Genomic DNA, 24,615 nt, shown 5'->3' on the forward strand with positions numbered 1-24,615 from the left:
TTCCGGCCTCAGCCTCGGGTGAGCTTCTTGTAGGTGGCACGGTGCGGGCGGGTGGCGTCCGCACCGAGGCGCTCGACCTTGTTCTTCTCGTAGGACTCGAAGTTGCCCTCGAACCAGTACCACTTGGACTCACCCTCGTACGCGAGGATGTGCGTGGCGACCCGGTCGAGGAACCAGCGGTCGTGGGAGATGACCACGGCCGCACCGGGGAACTCGAGCAGGGCGTTCTCCAGGGAGGAGAGCGTCTCGACGTCGAGGTCGTTGGTGGGCTCGTCGAGGAGCAGCAGGTTGCCGCCCTCCTTGAGCGTCAGGGCCAGGTTGAGGCGGTTGCGCTCACCACCGGAGAGGACTCCGGCCGGCTTCTGCTGGTCCGGGCCCTTGAAGCCGAAGGCGCTGACGTACGCGCGGGACGGCATCTCGACCTGGCCGACGTTGATGTAGTCCAGCTCGTCCGACACGACCGCCCAGAGGGTCTTCTTGGGGTCGATGTTGGCGCGGGACTGGTCGACGTAGCTGATCTTGACGGTCTCGCCGACCTTGATGGCGCCGGAGTCCGGCGTCTCCAGGCCCTGGATCATCTTGAACAGCGTGGTCTTGCCGGCGCCGTTCGGGCCGATGATGCCCACGATGCCGTTCCGCGGGAGGGTGAAGGACAGGTCGTCGATCAGCACCTTGTCGCCGAAGGCCTTCGAGAGGTTGTTGACCTCGACGACGATGGAGCCCAGGCGCGGGCCCGGCGGGATCTGGATCTCCTCGAAGTCCAGCTTCCGCATCTTGTCCGCCTCGGCCGCCATCTCCTCGTAGCGGGCCAGACGGGCCTTGGACTTGGTCTGACGCCCCTTGGCGTTGGACCGCACCCACTCCAGCTCTTCCTTGAGGCGCTTCTGGCGCTTCTCGTCCTTGCGGCCCTCGACCTTGAGACGGGTGGCCTTCTTCTCCAGGTACGTGGAGTAGTTGCCCTCGTACGGGTGGGCACGGCCGCGGTCGAGCTCGAGGATCCACTCGGCGACGTTGTTCAGGAAGTAGCGGTCGTGGGTGACGGCCACGACGGCGCCCTTGTACTGCGACAGGTGCTGCTCGAGCCAGTTCACCGACTCGGCGTCGAGGTGGTTGGTGGGCTCGTCGAGGAGGAGCAGGTCCGGGGCCTCGATCAGCAGCTTGCAGAGCGCGACGCGGCGCTTCTCGCCACCGGAGAGGTTGGTGACGGGCCAGTCGCCGGGCGGGCAGCCCAGGGCGTCCATGGCCTGCTCCAGCTGGGCGTCGAGGTCCCAGGCGTTGGAGTGGTCCAGGTCGTCCTGGAGCTTGCCCATCTCGTCCATGAGGGCGTCGGTGTACTCGACGCCCATCAGCTCGGCGACCTCGTTGAAGCGCTTGAGCTTCTTCATGGTCTCGGCGGCGCCGTCCTGGACGTTCTCCAGGACGGTCTTCGACTCGTCGAGCTTGGGCTCCTGCATGAGGATGCCGACGGTGAAGCCGGGCGACAGGAAGGCGTCGCCGTTGGACGGCTGCTCCAGGCCCGCCATGATCTTCAGAACGGTGGACTTACCGGCACCGTTCGGGCCGACCACACCGATCTTCGCGCCGGGCAGGAAGTTCAGGGTGACGTCATCAAGAATCACCTTGTCGCCGTGCGCCTTGCGCGTCTTGCGCATGGTGTAGATGAACTCAGCCAAGAGAAACCGTCCGGCAGATCGATGGGTGGGCAGATACACCCCATCTTGCCGTACGTCCATCCCCCGGGGGAAACCCATATGGTCCTGGGGCCCCGGGGAAGGGCAGTGCGAAGGGGGTGCCGCCCTTGGGCGACACCCCCCTCACGGCGTGCGGTGCAGGGCCGCTCAGGCCTGCGAGCCCGACCGGCGCATGCGCGTCGCGAGCACCAGGCCGGCGCCGGCGACGAGCGCGGCTCCGGCGCCGCCCGCGGCCAGCGCGGTGTCGGAACCGGCGCCCGTGGAGGCCAGCGAGCCGCCGCCGTACGCGGTGACGCTGCCGTTGCCGGTGGTGACCGTGGTGCTGGTGGTACCCGTGGTGCCGGTGCCCGTGGCGACGGCGGGCTGGACCCCGCTACCGGTGCTGGTGCCCGTGCCCGTACCCGTGCCGGTACCCGTACCCGTGCCGGACTTTCCGGCGTCCTCGGCGGCCTTGTCCTTGGCACGGGCCTCGTGCTGGCCCGTCTTGAGGAAGTCGACGCGGTCCTGCGCGGTGCCCTTGAGGGCGGCCTTGCCCGCGGCCTTCACCTCGGCGCCGCCGGCGTTGATGAGCTTGGAGATGCTGAGGTAGTTGTCCTCGTCCCGCAGCTCGTGCTGGCCCACCTCCAGGAAGTGGCGCAGCTCGGCCGGGGTCGGGTTGCCGTTGAAGAGCCTGTCGATCTCCTCGGTCAGGATCGGGCCGGCGCCGTTCGCCAGCCGGGCGATCTCGACGCGGTCGTCGGAGGCCCGGGCCTTGTACTGGCCGGTCTTCAGGAACGCGACACGGTCCTCAGGGGTACCGGTCAGCGCGGCGATGGCGGCCTCCGTCAGCGCACGCCCGGGCTTGCCCTGGCCGAGGATCTGGAAGATACGGACCCGGTTGTCGGTGTCTCGCAGCTTGTGCTGGGTCACCTCCAGGAACTGGCGCATCTCGGCCGGGGAGGCGCCGCGAGTCAGCAGGGCATCGGCCGCCCTGCCGACGCCCGATCCCTTCTCCGCCTCGGCGATGAGCGCCAGCGCGACCCGGTCGTCTTCGGCCTGGTCGCCGCCGTCGGCGGGCTTCGCCGCGGACTTGTCCGCCGGCTTGTCGGCCGCCTTCTCGGCGGGCTTCTCGGCAGCCTTCTCGGCAGCCTTCGCGGCCGGAGCCGGGTCCGCCTGCTTGTCGGCCTCGGCCGGGCCCTGGTCAGGAGCCGTGGGCGAGGAAGGCAGACCGGCAGCCGAGGCGTGGTCGTCGGCGAAGGCCGGCGAGGCGAGCAGAACGGCCGGAGCAATGGCGGCAGCGGTGACCACCGCGGCGATCCGGGACAACTTCACAGACAGCACCCCTGTTTTTGTTCAATCACAAGATCACACGATCTTGCACCGGGTCACTGTATGTGCTTCGGGCGATCAAATCGAACGAGTTCAAATGGAAGGGTCACGTCCGGGGGCGGTAGACGGTCAGGGCGTCGGGGAGGCTGTCCAGGACCAGGGCGGCCGGGGCCTTCGCGTACTCGCCGTCGTAGGCGAACGGGGTCCCCGGCGGGATGTCCGCGATCCGCAGGCTCCGCAGCCGGGTGGCCACGTGGACGGGGGACCGGCTCAGCGGGCCCGCGAAGGCGGCGGCGAGCAGGCGGGGGCCCGGGCGGCCGCCGCCGAGGACGAGCCGGACGTCCAGCAGCCCCTCGCCGAGGTCGTCCCGGCGGCGGGGGGTGGGGCCGGTGCCGTGGTACGTGCCGTTGCCCACGAAGAGCAGCCATGCGCCGAGGGGTCGCCCGGCCAGCCGCAGCGGCACGGGCCGCTCGGCCCGCAGCACCTTCCAGGCCGCCAGCAGCGCGGCGGGGGCGCCGCCGATCCGCGGACCCCAGCGCAGCCGGTGGCGCAGCAGCTCCGGGTAGGCGCCGATGCTGAAGTTGTTCAGGAAGTAGCCGTACCCGCCGCCCTCCGGCCCCGGGCTGAAGCGGCCCACCCCGACATGGACGGCATGGCCCGTCTCCAGCGCGCGGCAGGTGTCCTCGACTCCGGCGAGGCCGAGGTCCAGCGCGAAGTGGTTGAGGGTGCCGCCGGGGAACACCGCCAGCGGTACTCCGGCCCGCAGCGCGGCCGTGGCGGCCGCGTTGACCGTGCCGTCGCCGCCGCAGACCCCGAGCACGGTGGCCCGGGCGGCCGCCGCCGCAAGCTCGGCGGCCAGGTCCCCGCCCTCCCACTCGACCACCTCGGCCTTGGGGAGCCGGCTGCGCAGGGCGGCGAGCCCGGTCTCGGCCGCGGTCCCCGACCGGGTGTTGACCACCACCGTGAGCCCGGCGCCGTCGGGCAGGGCGGGCGCACCGGCGGCGTGCCGCTCGTCGCCCGGCACGACCCGGGCCTCCTGGGCGTCGCGCGCCAGCCTGCGTACGACGAACCCCGCGGCCACGCCCAGCGCCGCGCCCGCGAGCACGTCGGTGGGGTAGTGCACCCCGGTGTACACGCGGGAGAAGGCCACGGACGCGGCCACCGGAGCCACCGCGGCGCCCCAGACCGGGGACTCCAGGGCCAGCCCGGCGGTGAAGGCGAACGCCGAGGCGGAGTGCCCGGACGGGAAGGAGGTCGTCTGCGGCTGGGTCGCCAGCTGCCGCACCGTGGGTACGCCGTCCAGCAGCGGCCGGGGTCGGCGTACGGACCACTTGCCCACGGTGTTGATGGTCGCGGAGGCCAGCGCCAGCGAGGCGACCCCGCGCACGGCGGCCTTACGGGCCCGGGCCGACCCGAAGAGGGCGATGGCGGTGGCGGCCCCGCCCCAGAGCAGGCCGTGGTTCGCGGCCCGCCCGAGCCTCGGCAGCACCCGGTCGGCCCCCGGCCAGTGGCGCCGGGCCACCAGGTCGAACAGCGCCCGGTCCCACCGGGCGACCGTGCCTTGCCACGTCAGTTCCTGATCAGCCATCTCCAGCCCCTACCCCGGGCCGCGGATCCGAAATCAGCCCCACCCCGACCGGCCCACCCGGCCCGTGAACCCGCCCGACCCCGCCACACCCCGGCCCTGCCGCCCGGGCACGCTCCCGCCCGCCGCACCTCGGCCCCGGCGCCGCCGCCCGAGCACCGCCCGCGCCTCAGCCCCCGCCCTGGCGCCCGGGTAACGCCCGCGCCTCGGCCCGGTCTGCCGCCCGGGCACCTGCCCGCACCCTCGACTCAGCCCCGACCCTGCCGCCCGGCCCTCACCTCAAGCCCGGCCCCGCCACCCGGCCCGGGCCGCCGCCATGCCGGCCCGGCCCGGCACCTGGCCGCGCCGCGCCCCGTCGGCCCGGCCCTGCCCGATGCGGCCTACGCCTGGTCCTCCTCGTCCAGGGGGCGCTTGCGCAGCAGGAGGACCACCAGGCCGCCCAGGACCACCAGGCCCACCGCCAGGGAGGCGATGACCGGGGTCGCCGCCGAGCTGCCGCTGGACGCCAGCCGCTCCTCCTCCGGGGAGTCCGGCGAGACGGGGCCCGACGGGGTGCCCAGCGACACCACGCCCGTGCCGGAGGTCGTGGCCGAGCCCGCCCCCGCGCCCTCGGCGGTGTCGGCCTGGGCCACCGGTGCCTCGGGCCAGAGCGCGGTCGCCGTGGCCGTGGCCGCGGATTCGCTGGAGCCGGCCACGATCTGCGCCTGGGTCGGCACCCCGCTGGTGAAGACCCGCCCGACCGGCACCTTCGTCGCGCCGTGGACGGTGACCGAGGCGATCCCGTCGGGGGTGCCCGCGGGCACCTCGAAGTACAGCCGGCTGCCGTTCGTGGCGGTGGTCAGCGGCCGCCCCTCGGCGTCCACCACCCGTACCCCCATCTCGACGGCCCCGGCGTCCGGCACGACCGACACGCTCTGCGCCCCGGTCCGTACGGTCACCGGGCCGAGCCGGGTGCCCACGGGCCCCGACACGTCCCCGGGGTCCAGGCCCAGCGAGGCCGGCGGCTCCGGCAGCCTCCCGGCCGCCCGCTGGAGGTAGTCGGCCAGCTTCTCCGCCGCCGGGTCCGCGGCCTCCACCCGGACCCCGTCCGCCAGCCGCCAGATCGCCACCTGGGTACCGGCGGCCGCGCTCTCCGCGGTGAGCGCCCCGGCCCCGGCCGCCTCGGCGAGCCCCGCCAGGTCGTTCAGCTGCGGGTAGGAGTGCTCCAGGATCCAGCGGATCCGGCCCGCCTCCCCGTTCCCGGCGAGCGGGCTGCCGCTCCAGCCGCTCTCCGTGTACCGGGCCTGGGGCTGGGCCTGGCCGGCCACGCCCACCCCGTACGTCTGGAGCATCCCGCCGCCGTCGACGCGCATCTCGTAGAGCCCGGCCGGGATGTGCCGGACCGAGCCGTCCCCGGAGTGCAGGACCGCCTGCCCGTACGTCTTCAGCCCGTCCAGCACGGCGCTCGCGCCCTCCGGTGCCCGTGATTCCACCGGGCCGGCGTCGGCGGACGCCCGCGCGCCGGGCGCGGCGGTGAGGGCCGCGGCCAGCAGGGCGACCGCCAGCGGCCGCCGCGCGGAGGCCCGTCCGGCGGCGGGCCGGGGCGCGGAGCCGGATGCCGGGTCGGCAACGCCGCCGGCGCCGCCCGCCGGCAGGGATGCGGAACCGGCAGCCGAAGCAGGAGCAGAAACAGGAGCGGGACCAGAAACAGAACCGGAACGAGGAGCGGTGAGAGGAGCGGAACGAGGAGCGGAGGATGCGGGAACGGCAATCGACACAGTCTTCCCCTTCGGGCCAAAGACCCAGGTGCCCGTGAGTACCGGGAAATCCTAACCGCCTCGAACACTCAGCCCACCGCCGCCTTCTGATTGGCCATCAGCGGCGTGTCCGTCTTGACGACCCGGCGGAAGGCCGCCGTCCCGCGGCTGAGGTCGTGCCCGACGGCCGTGGCGTCGATCTCCGCCGAGACCCACCGGGGTCCCTCCCCGTCGGGCGGGTCCTCCCGCACCCGCAGCCGCCCGTGCACCACGAGCGGTTCGCCGACCGCCACGGACCCCGCCAGGTTCACGGCGAGCGCCCGCCGCGCCCACACGGTGTAGAAGCTGGTGACCCCGTCGGTCCACGCGTCCTTGCGGCGGTCGAAGTACCTCGGTGTCACCGCGAATCGAAACCTCGCCGACGGGCCGTGCGTCGTCTCCTTGTAGTCGATCTGCGTCGCGACATGGCCCACCAGCGTCACCTGGGTGTCGTTCATCCCGGCCGCCCTCCCCCACGATTCGTACCCGCACGGACCATCCGCACGAGGTACGACCATGCTGGCGCCGTCCGCCGGTCCCCGCTCCGGCCTGTGGATTACTGGCGGGTTGTGGACAACCTGCTCCCCCCTCCGGCCACCGCCGCGTACTGCTCGCGCACCTCCCGGTAGCGCAGCAGCTCCGCCGCGACCGGTTCCAGGACCCTGGCCCGCCCGCATCCGGCCGCCGCCTGCCGCAGCCGCCGTTCCGCGTCCTGCCCGTAGCGCCTGGCCGGGCCGCGGGCCGCGATCGAGCAGGCCCATTCGACGAGCGGCCCGCCGATGATCCCGGCCACCATCAGCAGGACCGGCGGCATCAGCTTCGGCTCCAGGACCCCGACGATCTGTCCGACCAGCCACAGCCCGCCGTAGATCTGAAGCAGCGTCATGGCAGCCTGCCCGAGCACCGCGGCCGGCCACCACGTGGGCCTCGGCGGCTTCACGGCCGGCACCGCGACCGCCGCCCCGATCGTCACGGCCAGCTCGTCCAGCGCCTCGGGGAGCCGTTCGGCGCCGCGCACCGCGGTCTCCCGTACGGCCTGCGCCCAGGGTTCGGGCAGCCCGGCGACCGCCTCGTCGGCGACCACCCGTACGGCCTGCTCCACCCGCTGACGTGCGGTCACCTCCTCCTCGACCGGCACCTGCTCGGCCACGGAACCCCTGCCGCCGATCGCGGCCAGGGCGGCCAGACCCGCCAGGGTGCGCGGGGCGCGCCGGCCCTCGTACCACCGCCACAGCCGCAGCCACGGCGTCCCGCAGGCCTTCCCGGCATTGCGCCGCCAGGCCCGCTCGGCGGCGAGCCCGGCCGCGTACGCGCCGACCGCCTCCGCGAGCCGGTCCTCGAACTCGGCGCGCGCCGTCTCCCCGATCTCGGGGCCGGAGTGCCCTTCGGCCACGTACAGCGGCCGCAGGCGCAGCGCGGCCCGGTCGACGTCGGCGGAGATCCGCCGGGTCGCGGCGCCCTTCTCCTGGGTGAACTGTCCGAGGAGTTCGCGCAGTTCCCCGACCCCCTCGCCGGTGAGCGCGGACAGTCCGAGCACGGTGGCGCCGGGCTCGTCGTGCTCGCCGAGCGCGATGCCGTCCTCGTCGAGGAGCCTGCGCAGGTCGTCCAGTACGAGGTCGGCGGCCTCGCCGGGCAGCCGGTCCACCTGGTTCAGCACGACGAAGGTGACCTCCGCGTGTCCGGCCAGGGGTCGCAGGTAGCGCTCGTGGAGCACCGCGTCCGCGTACTTCTCCGGGTCGACCACCCACACCACCGCGTCGACCAGCGCCAGGACCCGGTCCACGTGGTCGCGGTGCGCGCCGACCGCCGAGTCCAGGTCCGGCAGGTCCACGAGGACCATCCCGCGCAGCGCCCCCGCCTCCGAGGTCTCGCGGGGCCTGCGCCGCAGCCGTCCCGGGATCTCCAGCCGGTCCAGGAGTCCGGCCGCCCCGTCGGACCAGCTGCACGCGATGGGTGCGGCGGTGGTGGGGCGGCGCAGGCCGGTCTCGGAGATCTGCACTCCGGCGAGTGAATTGAAGAGGGTGGACTTGCCGCTTCCGGTGGCTCCGGCGATCGCGACGACCGTGTGCTGGGGTGACAGCCCGCGGCGGGCCGCGGCCTCGTCGAGCACCCGGCCCGCCTCGGCGAGGGTCTTGCCGTCGAGCCTGGTCCGGGACAGTCCCACCAGCTGGCGCAGGGCGTCGAGGCGGGTGCGGAGGGCCTGCCCCTCGGGGCTGAGCGGGGGCGCGGGCACCTTGCCGCCGTCGGCGCCGGCGCCCGAGACGGTGCCGGCGAGGGCCCGTACGAGCGCGTCGTCGCCCTCGTCACCCGAATCGTCGCCGTTGTCCGGGCCCTGGCCGACGGCCCGGTGGCGCGAGCGCGCGATGAATCCGTCGTCCCAGCGGTCGTCGGTGCGGTCGGTCAGGGCGGTCACCGCGTCACCTCTCCTTCTGCAGTACGGACAGCGCGGCGATCAGCTCGGCCTGGGGTTCGGGGGTCACTTCGAGCGCCTCCAGCGGGGCGAGCCGGCGGTCCCGTTCGGCGCGGAGCACCTGGTCGAGGTGGTCGCCGACCAGTTCCGCGCCGCGGTCGCGCAGGCGCAGGGCGGCCTGGGCGCCGATCCGTTCGGCGAGCTTCTCCCCCGCGGGCCGGGCCCGCCTGCCGCCGAGGAGGGCGGCGACGAGCAGGGCCGCGACGCCGTCCGGGTCGGGTGGGGGCTGCTTGTCGAGCCGGGCCACCTCTTCCTCGGCGAGTTCCTCCAGCACGCGCCGCCAGCGCCGTACGGCCATGCCGATGCGTTCGCCCGCCTCCCTGTCGGGCGCGGGGAGGGGCACCGCCCCGGCGGCCGGTTCGAGCCGCCAGGCGGCGGCGATCCGCTCGTCGGCGGCGGCGACGGCGCACTGGAGCAGGGCGGCGAGCGACCCGGCGAGGGAGTCCAGCAGTTCGTCGGGGCTCGTGTCGAGGGGGTAGCCGCGCCAGCGGGTGAGCGCGTCCCCGGCGAGGACGGCGCCCCGGTCGAGCCGGTTGCGCACCCGCCTGCCCTCCTGCTTGTACGCGTCCTCCACGGCCGAGGTCAGCCGTACGGAGGCGGCGTACTGGGCCGCGACGGCGGAGGCGAGTTCGGGCATCCGGCGGCCGAGGGAGTCGAGCGCGCCGAGGGCGGTCCGTCCGACGGCGTACTGGCGGGCGGCCGGGTCCTGGGCGTGGTGGGCGAGCCAGGCGTAGAGCGGTGCGACGGCGCTGGCCGGCAGCAGCCCGCCGCCGCCGGCCGACTCGGGGAGTTCGGGAACGGTGAAGCGCGGGACCTCGCCCAGTCCGGCGCGCGTGAGCAGCGCCCCGTACTGCCGTGAGACCTCGGCGAGCACCTGGTGCGGAACGCGGTCGAGGACGGTGATCAGGGTGGCCTTGTACTGCTTGGCGGTGCGGAGCAGGTGCCAGGGGACGGCGTCGGCGTACCGCGAGGCGGTGGTGACCATGACCCAGACGTCGGCGGCGCAGATGAGTTCGGCGGCGAGGGTGCGGTTCTCGACGACGAGGGAGTCGATGTCGGGGGCGTCGAGGATGGCGAGGCCGCGGGGCAGGGTGGAGACGGTCTCGATCCGCATCTCGCGGGTCGTGTGGCCGCCGGTCGCGGGGCCGCGGTCGCGGTACCGGTTCCTGGCGGCGGGGACGGGTTCCTCCTCTCCGTGCGGCACCCACACCCGCATCAGGTCGGGCAGCACCCGCATTCCGGCGAACCAGTGATGATCATCCGGATGGCAGACGAGTACCGGGGTGCGGGTCGTCGGGCGGAGCACCCCGGCCTCGCTGACCTGCCGGCCGACGAGGGAGTTGACGAGGGTGGACTTGCCCGCCCCGGTCGATCCGCCGACGACGGCGAGCAGTGGCGCCTCGGGCGCCTTCAGCCGGGGTACGAGGTAGTCATCGAGCTGCGCGAGCAGCTCGGCTCTGGTCTGGCGGGCGCGCGGGGCGCCGGGCAGAGGCAGCGGCAGACGCACGGACGCGACCCGGTCGCGCAGGGCGGACAGGGCATCGAGCAGCTGAGGCCGTACATCCAAGGTCACCACATGCGAAGAATGCCCAATTTAGGACCATTTTTGAAGCTTATACGTCCTCTGCGCGCCGACCGCGACTCCAGTGGGACATTCTGGACACCGCGGACGAGTGGGGCGCAGGCATAACGAGTGCACAACACCCAGGGCGCCACGGCGCAAAAGCGGTGCGAGAATCGCACCTGCCTGCGATTATCGGGACCGCTTCACCGAACCTCCACATCGTGGCACGCGAGTGAAGCAACCGGGACAAGGCAACCGGAGCCCTATCCTTGACCCGGCACGGACCCCAGTCCCACCCCCACGAAGGGGCTCCAGGCCACCACGGCCACCTTCCGGCCCCCGTAGCTCAGTGGATAGAGCAGGTGCCTTCTAAGCACTTGGCCGCAGGTTCGAGTCCTGCCGGGGGCACTTTTTCTCCACGACCCCGAGCCCTCCCTGGCGGAGGGCTTTCGTGCAGGTGAGCGGCACCTTAGCGATTTCCCCGTAGCGGCGCCGTAAGCCCTTTTTCCACCGCCCGGTGCCGGAATTGCCGCTTGGTCCGGACGCGCCGGAAGACCGCGGAAAAGCCCCGGAAGGCGCCGGAAGACCGCCGGGGCGCGAGTCTCAGGTGTCGGGTTCGGCGGCCGCTATGGCGGCAAAGGCCGACCCTGGATCCCTTTCGACCGTGAGATCGCCCAGAGTGACGACGCCGACGAGTTCGCCGTCCTCGGTCTCCACGGGCAGGCGCCGCAGCGCGTGCCGGCGCATCAGATCGATGGCCCGGTCGACGCCGTCGCCCGGTCTGACGGTGACCGGATCGGTGCTGCAGATCGCCTGCACCGTCGTATCGGCGGGGTCCCTGTTCTCGGCCATGGCGCGGATGACGAGGTCCCGGTCGGTCAGGATGCCGCGGAGCCGGCCCTCGTCGACGACGAGGACGTCCCCGATGGAGGCGTCCCGCATCACCCGTGCGGCTTCGGCCAGTGAGGTCAGCTTTTCGACCGTCACCGGATTCCCGGTCATCACCTCGTCGACTCGCCGGGTCATGGCTCCTCCCGCCTGCCGGAAGCGGTTCCTGCCGGGCGCCTACCCGCCACGGTGAGTGGTAAGCGCCCGCTCCGCCCCTCGACGCGAGGGCCGCAGGGGGTGCGGAGCCCCGGCGGGGGCGGAGCCGGGAGGGCATGCTGTGGCGAGCGGGAGCCGGGAGAGTTCCGTTACGCTCCGTTGAATCGATGCGCCTTACCGTGAGGGACGCTCCCGTACCGTCTTGCGTACGGACAGGGCGGCCGCCCGTGGATGAAGGGATGCCCACCGTGATACCACCCGCCGCTCCCGACCCTGCGCCGCCTGCCGCCGCGGACCCGTCCCAGGACACCCGGCAGCGCGCGACAGGGCACGGCATCGAGGATCCGGCGAAGGCGTGGACACTCGGAAGGCTGATGGCGCTCACCCCCTGTACGGCTCCGGCGGCGCGGCAGATCCTCGCCGCCACGGCGAGCACGGCCGGGACCACCGAGCGGCAGGTGACCGCCGCACTGGTCGGGTACTCCCGGGGCGCGCCCTTGCCGCGACGGATCGAACGGGCCCTGCAACTGGCGATCCGGGTCGCCCGGACCCCTGCCACCGAGCAGACCTGCGGGCTGCTTCCTAGCCTCACCCGCGCGTCCGACGCACTCGATCGTTTCCGTACCAGCCTGGCCCGCCTCCATGCCGCTCCGGCCGACCCGGAGGCCCGCCGGTCCCTGGACGACGCGGCCTACACCCTGTGCGTCCTGATGGGCCGGCGCACCGCCCACGAAGCCATGCGGGCGGCCGAGGAGTACGTGGCCGCACCCCCCGTCGCGTAGGCCGCCCGGACTTCCGCCGTCCGCCGGAGGAGTGCGCCTAAGATCGTGAACCCATGGGTGGGGCGCCGGGAACGGGGCCGGAAAAGGGGGCGTCGTGGGGAACGGCAGGCTGCTCGCCGTCAGCGATCTGCACATCGCGCACAAGGACAACCGGGCCGTCGTCGAATCGCTGCGGCCCGGATCGGACGAGGACTGGCTGATCGTCGCCGGTGACGTCGCCGAGGAGTACGCGAGGGTCGAGTGGGCGCTGAAGCTGCTCAGCGAGCGCTTCGCGAAGGTCATCTGGGCGCCGGGCAACCACGAACTGTGGACGCCCCCCGACGACCCGGTGGACCTGCGCGGCGAGAAGCGGTACCTGCACCTCGTCGAGCTCTGCCGCGGCCTGGGCATCGCCACCCCCGAGGACCCGTACCCGGTGTGGGAGGGCGAGGGCGGCCCGGTGGCCGTGGCCCCGCTCTTCGTGCTCTACGACTACTCCTTCCGCGTGCCCGGCGCCGGCACCAAGGAGGAGTCGCTGCGCCTGGCGCACGCGGCCGGGGTCGTCTGCACCGACGAGTACCTGCTGCACCCCGACCCCTACCCCGGGGCGGACGACTGGTGCCGCGCCCGGGTGGCCGAGACGGAGCAGCGGCTGTCCGCGCTCGACCCTGGGCAACGGACGGTCCTGGTCAACCACTTCCCCCTGACCCGCGAACCGACCCGCGTCCTGCGCTACCCCGACTTCGCCCAGTGGTGCGGCACCGAGCTCACCGCCGACTGGCACCTGCGCTTCCGGGCCGTCTCCGTCGTCTACGGACACCTGCACATCCCGCGGGTCATCTGGCGCGACGGCGTCCGCTTCGAGGAGGTCTCCCTCGGCTACCCCCGCGAGTGGCGCCCGAGGCCGCCGCGCGAACCCCTGCGCCAGATCCTGCCGCTGCCGCCCCGGGCGCAGGGCGACACCTGGTGATCGAGGAGATCCTGCCCGGTGGCGTCGTAGCGGTGGAGGCGCGGGGCGACCTGACGGGCGACCTGCTGGAGCCGGGTGAGGGGATCCTCCCGGAGGAAGCGCCGCTGGTGGCGAAGGCGGTGCCCTCGCGGCAGCGCGAGTTCACGACCGTACGGATCTGCGCGCGCCGCGCGCTGGGCCGGCTCGGGCAGCCGCCGGTGGCCCTGGTCACCAACCGGCGCGGCGCACCCCAGTGGCCGGCCGGCGTCGTCGGCAGCATGACGCACTGCGCGGGCTACCGTGCGGCGGCCGTGGCCCGATCCGGCGTCGCCGCGGCGGTCGGCATCGACGCGGAACCGCACCAGCCGCTGCCCGCCGGCGTCCTCCGGACGATCGCGCTGCCCCGCGAACAGCGGTCGGTGGGCGCGCTGCTGGACCGCTCCCCGGCGACCGCCTGGGACCGGATCCTGTTCAGCGCCAAGGAGAGCGTGTTCAAGGCCTGGTACCCGCTGACCGGGCTGGAACTGGCCTTCGAGGAGGCGGACATCGAGATCGAGGAGGCCACGGGGACCTTCTCGGCCCGCCTGTTGCGCCCCGGCCCGGTGGTCGGGGGGCGGCGGCTCGCCGTCTTCTCCGGCCGCTGGCTGGCCCGCGACGGGCTGGTCATGACCGCGGTGACCGTCGAGCCCGCCGCCCCCGCCCGCTGACCGGCCGAAGGCGTACGGTCCGCCAAGACGTACGGGCCCGCCGGGCGGGGAAACGGACTCCCTGCCCGGCGGACCCGTGAGGTCGGCCGCTCCCGCGACTAGGAGCCGAACTCCCAGGAGTTCATGTACGTCTCCTGGTCGCTGGTGAGGGTGTCGATCTGGATGCCCATCGTCTCCAGCTTCACGCGGGCCACGAGCTTGTCGATCTCGGTCGGCACGTCGTGCACGCCCGGTTCCAGCGACTCGTAGGTCTTGGTGAGCCACTCGGCCGTCAGGGCCTGGTCGGCGAAGGACATGTCCATCACCGAGGCGGGGTGGCCCTCGGCCGCGCCGAGGTTGACCAGCCGGCCCTCCGCCACCAGGAGCAGGCGGCGGCCGTCGGCCATGATGTACTCGTCGGTCTGGTGGCGGATGCGCGAGCGCTTCTCCACCGCCATCTCGCCCAGCCCGGCCACGTCCACCTCGATGTCGAAGTGACCGGCGTTCGCGAGGATCGCCCCGTCCTTCATGACCTCGAAGTGCTCGGGGCGCAGCGCGCCGCGGTTGCTGGTGACCGTGATGAACACGTCGCCGATCCGGGCGGCGTCGAGCATCGGCATGACCCGGTAGCCCTGCATGGTCGCGTCGAGCGCCTTGGTGGGGTCGATCTCGGTGACGACGACGTGCGCGCCGAGGCCCGCGGCCCGCTCGGCCAGGCCCTTGCCGCAGTAGCCGAAGCCGCCGACGACGACGGTCTTGCCCGCGAACAGCAGGTTCGTGGCGCGCATGATCGCGTCGAGGGAGGACTGGCCCGTGCCGTACCGGTTGTCGAACATGTGCTTGGTGTCGGTGTCGTTCACCGCGACCATCGGGAAGCGCAGGGCGCTGTCCGCGGCCATCTGGCGCAGCCGGACGACACCGGTGGTCGTCTCCTCGCAGCCCGCCTTGATGCCCTCTATCAGCTCGGTGCGGGTGGTGTGGAGGGTGTTGACCAGGTCGCAGCCGTCGTCGAAGACGAAGTCGGGCCGGATGTCGAGCGCCGCGTTGATGTGCGCGTAGTACGCGTCGCGGTCGACGCCGTTGCGGGCGAAGACGCTGATGCCGTACTCGTGGACCAGGGCCGCCATGGTGTCGTCCTGCGTGGACAGCGGATTGCTGGCGCAGGCGGCCAGCTCGGCGCCGCCCGCCTTCAGCGTCCGCAGCAGGACGGCGGTCTCCGTGGTCATGTGCATACACGCCGCGAACCGTTGGCCCTCGAAGGGCTTTTCCTTGGCGAAGCGCTCTCGGATTTGCCGCAGAACGGGCATGGAACGCTCGGCCCATTCGATACGGGCAACTCCCTGAGCCCTGAGCGACGGGTCGGCGATGTCGTGCTGAGGAAGATCAGTCATGTCTCAACTCTAGGCAGATTTATGGGTAGTTGACCAGGCTTGTCGCCCGGGGCACGGACGCTCGGGGTTCAGTTCCCGTGCGCTTGGGCGCCGGCGCGGGAGCGGCCCGGCAGCGCCACCAGGACGAGGAGGGCCGTACCGAGTGCGACGGCCGCCCCGATGGCGAAGGCGTTGCCGTAGTTGTCGGCACGCGTCGCGGCGGAGACCACGTCGTCGGCGTCCGCGCCGGCCTCGGCGACCGCCATCAGGAGGGCCACGCACAGGGCCGTGCCGAACTGCACGGACGCGTTGAGCAGTCCGCCCGCCAGGCCCTGCTGCTCGCCGGGGACGTCCATCGTGGCGGTGATGGTGGAAGCGGCGAAGAAGGACGAGAAACCGATCCCGGTCAGCACCAGCCCCGGCAGCAGGACGCCGGCGTAGGAGGAGTCCGGGGTGATCCGGCTGAGGACCAGCACGCCCGCGGCCACGATCGCGGATCCGCCCGCGCACACCGCCTTGGGGCCGATCTTGGTGACCAGGAGGGCGGCGATCGGACCGGCGAAGACGACGGCCACGCCGAGGGTGAGGAAGACCAGTCCGGTCTCCAGCGCGTCCCGCTGCTGGACCTGCTGGAGGAAGAGCGACAGGGCCAGGGCCACGGCCCCCATCACGCCCGGGACGAGCAGCGCGGCGAGGTTGGCGACCGAGACGCTGCGCGTGCGGAAGATGCTCAGCGGGACCAGCGGGTTCGAGGACCTGCTCTCGACCACGACGAAGCAGATGAGCATCACGAGGCCGGCGCCGATGGCCGCGAGGCCGGTGGCCCTGTCGCCGCCGAGGGTGGTCAGCCCGTAGATGACCCCGCTGACGCCCAGCGTGGAGAGGACCGCACCCGGCACGTCGTAGCGGTTCTCGGCAGAGGGCCTGCCATCGGCCGGAATGAGCCTGTACGCGGCGAGCACCGCGAGCGCCGTCAGGGGCACGTTCACGAAGAACACCCAGCGCCAGTCGACGAGTTGGGTGAGGACCCCGCCGGCCAGGACGCCGATGGCGAATCCGCTGGCGGAGGCGGCGCTGAACCAGCCGAGCGCCTTGTTCCGCTCCGGCCCCGGAGCGGTGCCGGTGGTGATGAGGGACAGCACGGCCGGCCCGATGAAGGCGGCCCCGACGCCCTGCAGCGCGCGCATCGCCACGAGCAGGCCGGGGCTCTCGGCCAGGCCGCCGATCAGCGAGGCCACCCCGAAGAGGGCGAGGCCGGGAATCAGTACGCGGCGGCGTCCGAGCTGGTCACTGAGCCGCCCGCCCAGGAGCAGCAGGCCGCCGTAGGTCAGCGCGTAGGCACTGACGACCCACTGGACTCCGCTGTGGGAGAAGCCTAACGATCCCTCGATCCGAGGCAGGGCCACGTTGACGATCGAGAAGTCGAGCAGCATGAGCAGCTGGACACCGCACAGCAGGACCAGTCTCCACGGTCCCGCGGAGGTGGATGGGGTGGCCGTTCCGCCGGCGGCCGCGGTCGTCACGCCAGGTCGGGGTTTCACGCGTCGTCACCTCCTCGGTGAATTGATCACACAATTGGGTGAGTGTAGGGGTGAGGTCGTTGCCTTGTGCAGGAGTTGGGCGCCCCGATGTGCGCAACGTCGATTTTCAGACACTCCCGCGAACCTCTGGCCAACGCGTGTCCGGCTGGCCGAAACCCCTTGTGTCGGCGGAGTTCGAACGTTAAGTTCTAGCGCCGAAAGGGGGTTTGATTATGCGCGAGGCACGGGGGCGATGTAGGTGCGCCGTTAAGGCGCCCTTCAGCTGCGAGTTACCTGTAAGTATCTTCTTGCTCTTCCCGCCGGACCCGCCCACGGGACCGGAGCCCGACCGTTCGACTATGCGGACCCTCCCGCCGGGAAGGCGGGCAGGATGAGGGTCGACGCGATGTCCATCGCCCGGCGATATGTGGAATTCCGGGCTCCAGGACATCGATTCCCCACTCTGGTCGAACTCGAGCTCGACGAGGACCTCTGCTTCACCATTGCCGACTGGTACGAGAGCGCCCCCGACTCCTGCACGGACGCCGAGTCGCGGCGCCAGTACGAGATCCTCAAGTCGGAGACCCGGCAGCAGTTCGACGCCATGCGCGAGGCGGGCGTAGAGGTCCGACCCTGGCTGGAGAGCGGCCAGCCCTACACAAGTTCTGCACATTTATGGCGTGAAGTGGTGAACTCGGGCACCCTCTACGTCTACCTGACCAGCCGGGGCCACGGAGACGGCGGCTCGACCCCGCACTCGGTGGCACATCCGATGGTGGAGCCTTCCGAATACACCATCGACGGCGTCCGGTTCGCCCACAACGACGTCTTCCGTGCCGTACACGACTTCTTCGGCCACATTGCGCGAGGCAACCCCTTCACCGCACATGGCGAACACTTGGCAGCCTGGGACCACAGTCACATGTACCCGGCGGACTGCCATCCGGTGCTTCTCTCCGAGACCGTCAGCCAAATCTGCTGGTTCTACTTCGGGGCGCACCTCAGGGATTCCCGCGGACGGATTCCTTCACCCGGTTCGGAGGATTACGTACCTCCTCGCGACCGGCCTTACTCGCCACAGAAGACCACGCCACTGCCGCATGAGCTCGTGGACGGGTTCTTCTCACTCTTCAAGCAGGTGAACTGATGGCCGATACCCACTCCTCCACTGACTTCAGCCGGGACGTCCGCTCCGACTTCCCCATACTGGAAGCGGATCTCGACGGTATTCGTCCGGTCTACCTCGACAATGCGGCCACGACGCAGAAGCCGCGCCAGGTGCTGGACGCCATGCACCACTTCTACTGCAACGAGAACAGCAACGTCGGCCGCAGCGTGCACACCCTCAGCATGCGCGCCACCAACCGCTACCAGCAGTCCCGCGAGCGCGTGCAGCGCTTCCTGAACGCCGGTGACAGCGAGGAGATCGTCTTCACCAAGGGCACCACCGAGTCGGTGAACCTAGTGGCCCAGGGCTTCGGCCCGCTGATCGTCTCCAGCGGCGACGAGGTGCTGATCAGCGGCCTCGAACACCACTCGAACCTGCTGCCCTGGCGCCACCTGTGCGAGCAGACCGGCGCCACCTTGAAGATCGCGGCGGTCGACGAGAACGGCGAGGTGTCCCTGGACTCCTTCCGCGACCAGCTGACCGAGCGCACCAAGCTGGTCTCGGTGGCCCACGTCTCCAACGTGCAGGGCACCCTGACCCCGGTCGCGGAGATCATCTCCCTCTGCCACGCCCGCGGCATCGTCGTGGTCGTCGACGGCGCACAGGCCGTGGCCCACCGCAGCGTGGACGTGACCGCGCTGGACGCCGACTTCTACTGCTTCTCCGCCCACAAGATGTACGGGCCGCTCGGCATCGGCGTCCTCTACGGCAAGGCCGAGCACCTGAGCCGCATGAAGCCCCTGCTGCTCGGCGGCGGCATGGTCCGGAACGTGACCTACGACGGCCCGCTTTCGGTCTTCCCCGCGCCGCACCTCTTCGAGTCGGGCACCCCGAACATCGCCGGCGCCGTGGGCCTGGCCGCCGCGATGGACTACCTCGAGGAGCTCGGCCTCGACCGGATCGCCGCGCACGACGCGGACCTGGCGGGCCGCGCCGCCGAGGGGATGCGCGCGCTGGACGGCATCACCGTCTACGGGGCGCAGGCGCCCCAGGGCGGCATCGTCTCCTTCTCGGTCGACGGCATCCACCCGTACGACGTCGGCAACCACCTCAACACCTTCGGGATCGCCACCCGCACCGGCGTGCACTGCGCGGTCCCCTTCGTGGACCGCCTCGGCATCGTGGGCACGGTCCGCGCCTCCTTCGGCGTCTACAACACCCGCGACGAGGTCGACCTGCTGGTCGAGTCGCTGAAGAGCGTCGAGAAGGGCTTCTGGTCGAACGAACACCCCAACGACCGCTTCCTGGCCGGCTGACCGGCCCACCGATCCACCGGCCTGCCGTGCACGGCGCTTCGCACCGAGCCGTGCACGGCAGGCCCGCGCACGTACAGACAACGAGAACGAGGGGTGTGGAAGTGACCACCGCAGGATTTGACCCGGTCGTCTTCAAGGCGCAGCAGAAGGACAACTGGAACAACCTCAGTTCCGGCTGGGACCGTTGGTACGGCCTGTTCGAGTCGGGAGCGGCGCCCGTCACCCACAGACTGCTGGACGGGGCCCGCCTCGTCGAAGGGTCCCGGGTCCTCGACCTCGGCAGCGGCACCGGGCAGCCCGCCCTGGACGCGGCGCTGCGCGTCGGCGAGAAGGGCACCGTCGTCGGAACCGACCAGGCCGGCGACATGCTCGACGCGGCCCGCCGGCGGGCCGCGGAGCTCGGCCTGAAGAACACGGAGTTCCGCGAAGTGGACGCCGAGCAGCTCGACTTCGAGGACTCCTCCTTCGACGCCGTCACCAGCCGCTTCAGCCTGATGTTCCTGCCCGACGCCGACGCCGTACTGGACCGGGCCCACCGGCTGCTGCGCCCCGGCGGGGTGCTGACCGCGGCCGTCTGGGCCGCCGCCCCGAAGGTCCCGCTGCTGAGCCTGGCCTTCGGGATCGTCGGGGCCCGGCTGGGACTGGGTGCGCCGCCCGCCGGGGTGCCCGGGCCGTTCGCCATGTCCGACCCGGCCGCGCTGGCCGGCCGGCTGCGCACGGCGGGGTTCGCGGAGGTCTCGTACGAGGAGTGCGCCCTGTCCTTCACGCCGGAGTCGGCGGAGGAGTTCGCCGAGTTCTCCTGGGACCTGCTGCCCGGCTGGCTGCGCGGGCAGATCGCGCAGCGGTTCGGTGACGAACGCGATCCGCGCACCTGGAACGCCTTCCTCAGCGCGGCCCGGGAGTTCGAGACCGAGGACGGCACCCTGCGCGTTCCCGGGCTCGGCTACTGCTTCACCGCCGTCAAGGCCGGCTGACCTCCCCGGTCCCTCTCCCCGTTGCTTCCCGCACCACCCCTTCCGTCCCGCCCTTCCTCCCCGTCCTCAGGAGCGTTCCACCTCATGGAGTTCGACACCAAGCTCGTCAAGGTCGGTCAGCAGGCCGCCGCCGGCACCGGTGACATCGTGCCGCCGATCCACCTGGCCACGACCTTCGAGCAGCGCTCGCAGAGCGAACTGCGCTACTTCTACGGCCGCGGCGAGAACCCCACCCGCGAGGCCCTGGAGCAGTGCCTCGCCTCCCTGGAGAACGCCGCGCACGCCCTGGCCTTCTCCTCGGGCCAGGCCGCCGGCGCCACGGCGCTCTCGCTGCTCTCCCCGGGCCAGCGCCTGATCTCCTCCGACGACGTCTACGGCGGCACGTACTCCCTCTTCTCCAGCCTCGGCAAGTACGGCATCACCGTGGAGTACCGCGACCTCTCGGACCCGGCGGCGCTCGAGGGCGCCCTCGGCGACGACGTGGGCCTGATCTGGGTCGAGACGCCGACCAACCCGCTGCTGAAGATCGCCGACATCGCCGCGATCAGCGCGCTGGCCCGGCCCGCGGGGATCCCCGTACTGGTGGACAACACCTTCGCCAGCCCCGCGCTCCAGCAACCGCTGGAGCTGGGCGCCGACATCTCGCTCTACAGCACCACGAAGTTCATATCCGGGCACTCCGACGTCATCGGCGGTGCGCTCGTCTACCAGAGCGACGACCACCACAAGGACTTCTTCTCGTACCGCACCTCCTACGGGAACATCCCCGGCGCGCTGGACTGCTACCTGCTGCACCGCGGCCTCAAGACGATGTCGCTGCGCGTGGAACGGCAGAACCGCACGGCCGCGCTCCTCGCCGAGGAACTGCTCGCCTCGCCGAAGGTCGGCCGGGTGCACTACCCCGGACTGGACAGCCACCCGCACCACGCCGTCGCGGCCCGTCAGATGTCCGGTTTCGGATCGATCATCTCCTTCGAGTACCTCGGTGATCCGCAGGAACTCCTGAAGCGGGTGGAGCTGTTCGGTGTCGCCGTCAGCCTGGGCAGCGTGCACTCGCTGATCGAGTGCCCGGCCCTGATGACCCACCGGCCGGTGCCGCCGGAGACCCGCAAGGCCCTGGGGATCTCCGACAACCTGATCCGGCTGGCAGTGGGCATCGAGGACCACCGGGACCTCGCCGCCGACCTGCGCCAGGCCCTATGAGCGCCGGGATACCGGGAACGTCCGCGGTCACGGTGCTGGAGGGGCCCAAGGGCACGGAACTCCAGCGCCTCGGCCGCTCCGTCACCGACCCCTGGTGGACCAGCGAGGCGCTGCTGTCCGACACGGGGCGGGAGCAGCTGCGCGGGATCCACCAGGCCTACCGGCGGGCCGGGGCCGGACTGGTCTCGGCGAACACCTTCCGCACCAATCTGCGGGCGCTGCGTGCGGCGGGCGCCGACGAGGCGTTCGCGCGGGAGCTGGTGCGCCGGGCCGTCTCGGACGCCCGGTCGGCGGCGGATCCGCCGGCGGGGGGCGGACCCGCGGTCAGGGTCGCCGCCGGGATGACGACCGTAGAGGACTGCTACCGGCCGGACCTGGTGCCGACGGACGCCGAACTCGCCGAGGAGCACGGCTGGCTGGCGGCCCGGCTGGCGGAGCAGAAGGTCGACCTGGTCCTGGCCGAGACCCTGAACACGGTCCGGGAGGCGGTCGTCGTCACCGAGAGCTGCGTCCGCGCCGGCCTTCCGGTCTGGGTCAGCTTCGTCTGCCGGGAGGGCGGCCTGCTGCTGTCGGGCGAGCCTCTGGAGGACGCGGTCCATACGGTCGCGGCGGCCGGGGCGGGGGCGGTCCTCGTCAACTGCGTCGCCCTCGGCGACCTGGACGCCGCGCTGTCGGTGCTCGCGAAGCACAGCCCGGTACCCGTCGGGGCCTATCCGAACGTGGAGGACCGCTCCGGCGTCGAGGAGTGGACCCCGGTGGACCGCTACGTTCCGGTCGCCTGCGGGCCCGAGGAGTTCGCGGAGTCGATGGCGGAACGGGTCGAACGGTACGGGCTGGACCTCGTCGGCGGCTGCTGCGGGACGACGCCCGCGCACATCGCGGCGCTGCGTACGCGGCTCACGGGCTGAGGGGCCGCCGGGAACCGCGGGATCCGTCCGGATCCTGCGGGGGACGTCTGGATCCTGCGGGGGCCGTCCGTCAGGGCCGGGTGGCGGCGGGGGCGGGGGGCGGGGTGGTCCCGCCCTCCTGGGAGACGCCGAACAGCCTGACGGCCTGGTAGTAGGTCCAGGCGGTGCTTTCGCAGGAGCCGCGCCGGGCGCCCCCGTACTGGGCGCAGACCCGCGTCATGTCGGCGTGGAAGGCCTCGTCCAGGCGGGACTTGGCGGCGGGGAACCGGCCCGCCGCCTGGTGGTTGCGGTAGCCGAAGTCGTGGCGCGCGCAGGCCAGGGCGAAGGGGAAGCCGAGGGGGTTGTCCGGGGAGGCGGTGCAGTAGTCGGTCGACCAGTCGAACCCGTACGCGGCCCAGGCGCCCCGGTCGCCGCGCGCCTCGGCCCAGGCCTGGTAACTGGCGGCGCCGGTCTGCGTCCAGCGGCTCAACACCTGCGGCTTGTCCGCCGGGACCGGCGCCGGGGCCGCCGAGGCGGTGGTCGCCGTGACGAGGAGGAGCGCGCCGGCTGCCGCCGATGCGAGAACGGATCCGGTACGGCTGCGCATGGCGTTCCTCGGGCGGGTCGGGGCGGGCGGGTATGCGGTCGGTCGGTCGCTCCCGGCCAACGCCCCCAGGAGCCGCGGGGTTACTGTCCCGTGCGGGGGATCCACCCCGGTCCGCCCGGTCCACGCCGGTCCACGCCGGTCCACCCGGTCCGTCCCGAGCCGCTCCGAACCGTCCTGTCCCGCTCCGAACCGTCCTGTCCCGCTCCGAACCGTCCTGTCCCGCCCCGGTCCTCCCTCCCTGGAGGGAGAGCCGGGACTCAGGTATGAGTGCGTGTGCGACTTGCGGCGAAGGCGCGGTTCGTCCTGCAGAGGGACGCGGCAACAGGGCCCGGCGGCCGAGACTGTAGGGCATGAACCGTCGTCCGCTCGTCATCGTCGCCGCCACCCTGGGCGCCCTCGCCAGCGCCGCGTTCGCCCTGCCCAACCTCCCGCCCAACCCCGTGACCGAGACGATCGACGAGCAGGTGTTCCAGGAGAAGGGCAGGCGTTTCGCGAGCGCCGCCGACGCCCCCACCCGGGGGCGGAGCCCGTTCGTCCTGCCGTCCTGGATACCCGGGGACGCCACCGACGTCCGCATACGCGCGCACACCGGCGGCCAGGCCAGGCTGATCCGCTTCACGCTCGGGGCGACCCCGCTGGACGGCCCCCAGTGCGCGGCGGGGACGCCGAAGCCGATGCCCGGACCGAAGCCGGCCGCCCGGTGGTGGCCCGGCGACACCGGCGGCGAGGAGCGCGCCGAGTGCCGGGACGTCCGCCAGTACCAGGTCGCCGTGCGCGGCAAGCACGTGTACGCCTGGACGGACGGCACCTCCTCACCGGGCAGTACGCCGCCCCGTACTCCCGCGGGGCGGGGCGGCGTACCTCCCGGCCGCTGAGTCCGCGGGCGTGGCCGGCCGGCACGCGGGGGTCCGCGTCAGCCGACGGGGACCAGTTGCTCCGCGATCCCGCGTACCAGCGCGTCGTGCTGCTCGACCAGGTAGAAGTGGCCGCCGGGCAGCACCCGCAGCTGGAATCCGCGGGGCGCGACATCGCCCCAGGCCTCCATCTCCCCCACCGAGGTGTGCGGGTCCGCGTCACCGGTCCAGGCGTGGACGGGGCAGCCGAGCGGGACGGCGCTGCGCGGGCCGTAGGTGCCCACGATGGTGAAGTCGGCCCGGAGCGCGGGCAGTACGAGTTCCTGGACGTCCGGGTCGTCCAGGAGGGCGGAGTCGGTCCCGCCGAGCCTGCGCACTTCGTCGAGCAGTGCCGCGTCCCCCTCCAGGTAGAGGTTGCGCGCGGTCAGCCGGTGCGGGGCCCTGCGGCTCGACACGTGGACGGCGGTGGGCCGCACGGCGTGCCGCGCCTCCAGGCGCAGCGCCACCTCGTAGGCCAGCGAGGCGCCCATGCTGTGGCCGAAGAGCGTCAGGGGTATGTCGGCGAGGGGCAGCAGCGCCGCGGTGACCTCGTCGGCGAGCACGTCCATGCGGTCGATGCACGGATCGGTGAACCGCTCCTGCCGGCCCGGGTACGCGGCCACCAGGACTTCCGTGTCAGCGCCGAAGGCGCGGCCCCAGGCGTGGTAGAAGCTCGCGGAGCCGCCCGCGTGCGGCAGGACCACCAGCCGGCGCCGGGGGGCGGCCGACGCGGGGTACCTGCGGAACCACCTGTTGCTGTCCAGGCCTGTCGTCATGCTCGTGCGCACCTCGTGGTCGGATCGTCGGTCGGCTGTCCGTGCTCACCGCAGTCTCGCCCAGGGACCCGCCGCGCGTCTCCCCCGTCCGGGACGCCCTGCCGTCGGAGCCGCCGGGCGGCGTCGCC

General features: G+C 72.4%; 21 protein-coding genes and 1 tRNA gene. 10 read left to right on the top strand and 12 right to left on the bottom strand.

The genetic code is table 11. The annotated features are described in order from the left end of the window. Nucleotides 1-8: 8 nt before the first annotated feature. The 7 genes from ettA to AB0D94_RS04660 all read right to left on the bottom strand — a co-directional run bounded on the left by ettA (nt 9) and on the right by AB0D94_RS04660 (nt 10,396). On the bottom strand, nt 9-1,673 hold the full coding sequence (gene ettA / locus AB0D94_RS04630) for an energy-dependent translational throttle protein EttA (RefSeq protein ID WP_362045389.1): 1,665 nt from the start codon (nt 1,671-1,673) through the stop codon (nt 9-11). 165 nt (nt 1,674-1,838) lie between these two features. Beyond that, on the bottom strand, nt 1,839-3,002 hold the full coding sequence (locus tag AB0D94_RS04635) for an ALF repeat-containing protein (RefSeq protein WP_362045392.1): 1,164 nt from the start codon (nt 3,000-3,002) through the stop codon (nt 1,839-1,841). 103 nt (nt 3,003-3,105) lie between these two features. Further along, nucleotides 3,106-4,587 (bottom strand): phosphatase PAP2 family protein, encoded by a 1,482-nt coding sequence (locus tag AB0D94_RS04640; RefSeq protein ID WP_362045395.1) that lies wholly within the window; start codon nt 4,585-4,587, stop codon nt 3,106-3,108. Between the two features lie 377 nt (nt 4,588-4,964). Continuing rightward, nucleotides 4,965-6,056 carry a thioester domain-containing protein gene (locus AB0D94_RS04645; RefSeq protein ID WP_362045400.1) on the bottom strand — a complete coding sequence of 364 codons (1,092 nt, stop codon included), beginning with the start codon at nt 6,054-6,056 and terminating at the stop codon, nt 4,965-4,967. Nucleotides 6,057-6,409: 353 nt separating this feature from the next. After that, the gene (locus AB0D94_RS04650) at nt 6,410-6,817 is read right to left on the bottom strand and encodes a single-stranded DNA-binding protein (RefSeq protein WP_362045404.1); all 408 of its coding nucleotides are present in this window, start codon (nt 6,815-6,817) and stop codon (nt 6,410-6,412) included. Nucleotides 6,818-6,915: 98 nt separating this feature from the next. Then, nucleotides 6,916-8,772, bottom strand: coding sequence for a GTPase (locus tag AB0D94_RS04655; protein WP_362045407.1), 1,857 nt, complete (start codon nt 8,770-8,772; stop codon nt 6,916-6,918). A gap of 4 nt (nt 8,773-8,776) precedes the next feature. Next, the gene (locus AB0D94_RS04660) at nt 8,777-10,396 is read right to left on the bottom strand and encodes a dynamin family protein (RefSeq protein ID WP_362045791.1); all 1,620 of its coding nucleotides are present in this window, start codon (nt 10,394-10,396) and stop codon (nt 8,777-8,779) included. 332 nt (nt 10,397-10,728) lie between these two features. On the opposite strand from AB0D94_RS04660, the gene AB0D94_RS04665 reads away from it, so the two are divergent. Next, nucleotides 10,729-10,801, top strand: a tRNA-Arg gene (locus AB0D94_RS04665). A 195-nt stretch (nt 10,802-10,996) separates the two neighbouring features. On the opposite strand, the gene AB0D94_RS04670 is transcribed toward AB0D94_RS04665, so the two are convergent. Then, complete coding sequence (locus tag AB0D94_RS04670) at nt 10,997-11,419, bottom strand: CBS domain-containing protein (protein WP_362045410.1); 423 nt, start codon at nt 11,417-11,419, stop codon at nt 10,997-10,999. 257 nt (nt 11,420-11,676) lie between these two features. On the opposite strand from AB0D94_RS04670, the gene AB0D94_RS04675 reads away from it, so the two are divergent. From AB0D94_RS04675 to AB0D94_RS04685, 3 genes are all read left to right on the top strand, one after another. Beyond that, nucleotides 11,677-12,219 (top strand): DUF5133 domain-containing protein, encoded by a 543-nt coding sequence (locus tag AB0D94_RS04675; protein ID WP_362045413.1) that lies wholly within the window; start codon nt 11,677-11,679, stop codon nt 12,217-12,219. Nucleotides 12,220-12,313: 94 nt separating this feature from the next. Further along, nucleotides 12,314-13,168 carry a metallophosphoesterase gene (locus AB0D94_RS04680; RefSeq protein ID WP_362045416.1) on the top strand — a complete coding sequence of 285 codons (855 nt, stop codon included), beginning with the start codon at nt 12,314-12,316 and terminating at the stop codon, nt 13,166-13,168. Then, complete coding sequence (locus AB0D94_RS04685; protein WP_362045419.1) at nt 13,165-13,854, top strand: 4'-phosphopantetheinyl transferase superfamily protein; 690 nt, start codon at nt 13,165-13,167, stop codon at nt 13,852-13,854. Before AB0D94_RS04680 ends, AB0D94_RS04685 begins: the two co-directional genes overlap by 4 nt. A gap of 98 nt (nt 13,855-13,952) precedes the next feature. Here the strand turns inward: AB0D94_RS04685 and AB0D94_RS04690 are convergent, their stop codons facing one another. Then, the gene (locus tag AB0D94_RS04690; RefSeq protein ID WP_362045422.1) at nt 13,953-15,224 is read right to left on the bottom strand and encodes an adenosylhomocysteinase; all 1,272 of its coding nucleotides are present in this window, start codon (nt 15,222-15,224) and stop codon (nt 13,953-13,955) included. A gap of 68 nt (nt 15,225-15,292) precedes the next feature. Then, nucleotides 15,293-16,744, bottom strand: a complete 1,452-nt coding sequence (locus tag AB0D94_RS04695) for an MFS transporter (RefSeq protein WP_362045425.1) — start codon at nt 16,742-16,744, stop codon at nt 15,293-15,295. A gap of 370 nt (nt 16,745-17,114) precedes the next feature. Between AB0D94_RS04695 and AB0D94_RS04700 the strand changes: the two genes are divergently transcribed. From AB0D94_RS04700 to AB0D94_RS04720, 5 genes are all read left to right on the top strand, one after another. Then, nucleotides 17,115-17,870 carry a crotonobetainyl-CoA--carnitine CoA-transferase gene (locus tag AB0D94_RS04700; RefSeq protein ID WP_362045428.1) on the top strand — a complete coding sequence of 252 codons (756 nt, stop codon included), beginning with the start codon at nt 17,115-17,117 and terminating at the stop codon, nt 17,868-17,870. Beyond that, nucleotides 17,870-19,147: a cysteine desulfurase gene (locus AB0D94_RS04705; protein ID WP_362045431.1), complete on the top strand. Its 1,278-nt coding sequence runs from the start codon at nt 17,870-17,872 to the stop codon at nt 19,145-19,147. The genes AB0D94_RS04700 and AB0D94_RS04705 overlap by 1 nt, the downstream gene beginning before the upstream one ends. A 101-nt stretch (nt 19,148-19,248) precedes the next feature. Continuing rightward, complete coding sequence (locus tag AB0D94_RS04710; protein ID WP_362045434.1) at nt 19,249-20,121, top strand: methyltransferase domain-containing protein; 873 nt, start codon at nt 19,249-19,251, stop codon at nt 20,119-20,121. Nucleotides 20,122-20,205: 84 nt separating this feature from the next. Then, entirely contained in the window at nt 20,206-21,324 is a 1,119-nt protein-coding gene (locus AB0D94_RS04715; RefSeq protein ID WP_362045437.1) for an aminotransferase class I/II-fold pyridoxal phosphate-dependent enzyme, read from the top strand. Further along, entirely contained in the window at nt 21,321-22,232 is a 912-nt protein-coding gene (locus tag AB0D94_RS04720) for a homocysteine S-methyltransferase family protein (RefSeq protein ID WP_362045440.1), read from the top strand. Before AB0D94_RS04715 ends, AB0D94_RS04720 begins: the two co-directional genes overlap by 4 nt. Before the next feature lie 70 nt (nt 22,233-22,302). Here AB0D94_RS04720 and AB0D94_RS04725 read toward each other — a convergent pair whose 3' ends face one another. Then, nucleotides 22,303-22,818: a phospholipase gene (locus AB0D94_RS04725; RefSeq protein WP_362045443.1), complete on the bottom strand. Its 516-nt coding sequence runs from the start codon at nt 22,816-22,818 to the stop codon at nt 22,303-22,305. A 350-nt stretch (nt 22,819-23,168) separates the two neighbouring features. Here AB0D94_RS04725 and AB0D94_RS04730 point away from each other — a divergent pair, with 350 nt between their 5' ends. Next, complete coding sequence (locus AB0D94_RS04730) at nt 23,169-23,693, top strand: hypothetical protein (RefSeq protein ID WP_362045446.1); 525 nt, start codon at nt 23,169-23,171, stop codon at nt 23,691-23,693. 38 nt (nt 23,694-23,731) lie between these two features. On the opposite strand, the gene AB0D94_RS04735 is transcribed toward AB0D94_RS04730, so the two are convergent. Continuing rightward, nucleotides 23,732-24,487 carry an alpha/beta fold hydrolase gene (locus AB0D94_RS04735; protein ID WP_362045449.1) on the bottom strand — a complete coding sequence of 252 codons (756 nt, stop codon included), beginning with the start codon at nt 24,485-24,487 and terminating at the stop codon, nt 23,732-23,734. Nucleotides 24,488-24,615 lie beyond the last annotated feature (128 nt).

The organism is Streptomyces sp. NPDC048255 (assembly GCF_040652415.1).
Classification (GTDB): Bacteria; Actinomycetota; Actinomycetes; order Streptomycetales; family Streptomycetaceae; genus Streptomyces.

Bases quoted from the DNA above. Each gene is read 5' to 3' on its own strand.
- AB0D94_RS04640 (WP_362045395.1), bottom strand. From the start codon at position 4,587: ATGGCTGATCAGGAACTGACGTGGCAAGGCACGGTCGCCCGGTGGGAC.
- AB0D94_RS04650 (WP_362045404.1), bottom strand. From the start codon at position 6,817: ATGAACGACACCCAGGTGACGCTGGTGGGCCATGTCGCGACGCAGATC.
- AB0D94_RS04670 (WP_362045410.1), bottom strand. From the start codon at position 11,419: ATGACCCGGCGAGTCGACGAGGTGATGACCGGGAATCCGGTGACGGTC.
- AB0D94_RS04675 (WP_362045413.1), top strand. From the start codon at position 11,677: ATGCCCACCGTGATACCACCCGCCGCTCCCGACCCTGCGCCGCCTGCC.
- AB0D94_RS04690 (WP_362045422.1), bottom strand. From the start codon at position 15,224: ATGACTGATCTTCCTCAGCACGACATCGCCGACCCGTCGCTCAGGGCT.
- AB0D94_RS04700 (WP_362045428.1), top strand. From the start codon at position 17,115: ATGAGGGTCGACGCGATGTCCATCGCCCGGCGATATGTGGAATTCCGG.
- AB0D94_RS04705 (WP_362045431.1), top strand. From the start codon at position 17,870: ATGGCCGATACCCACTCCTCCACTGACTTCAGCCGGGACGTCCGCTCC.
- AB0D94_RS04715 (WP_362045437.1), top strand. From the start codon at position 20,206: ATGGAGTTCGACACCAAGCTCGTCAAGGTCGGTCAGCAGGCCGCCGCC.
- AB0D94_RS04720 (WP_362045440.1), top strand. From the start codon at position 21,321: ATGAGCGCCGGGATACCGGGAACGTCCGCGGTCACGGTGCTGGAGGGG.
- AB0D94_RS04725 (WP_362045443.1), bottom strand. From the start codon at position 22,818: ATGCGCAGCCGTACCGGATCCGTTCTCGCATCGGCGGCAGCCGGCGCG.
- AB0D94_RS04730 (WP_362045446.1), top strand. From the start codon at position 23,169: ATGAACCGTCGTCCGCTCGTCATCGTCGCCGCCACCCTGGGCGCCCTC.
- AB0D94_RS04735 (WP_362045449.1), bottom strand. From the start codon at position 24,487: ATGACGACAGGCCTGGACAGCAACAGGTGGTTCCGCAGGTACCCCGCG.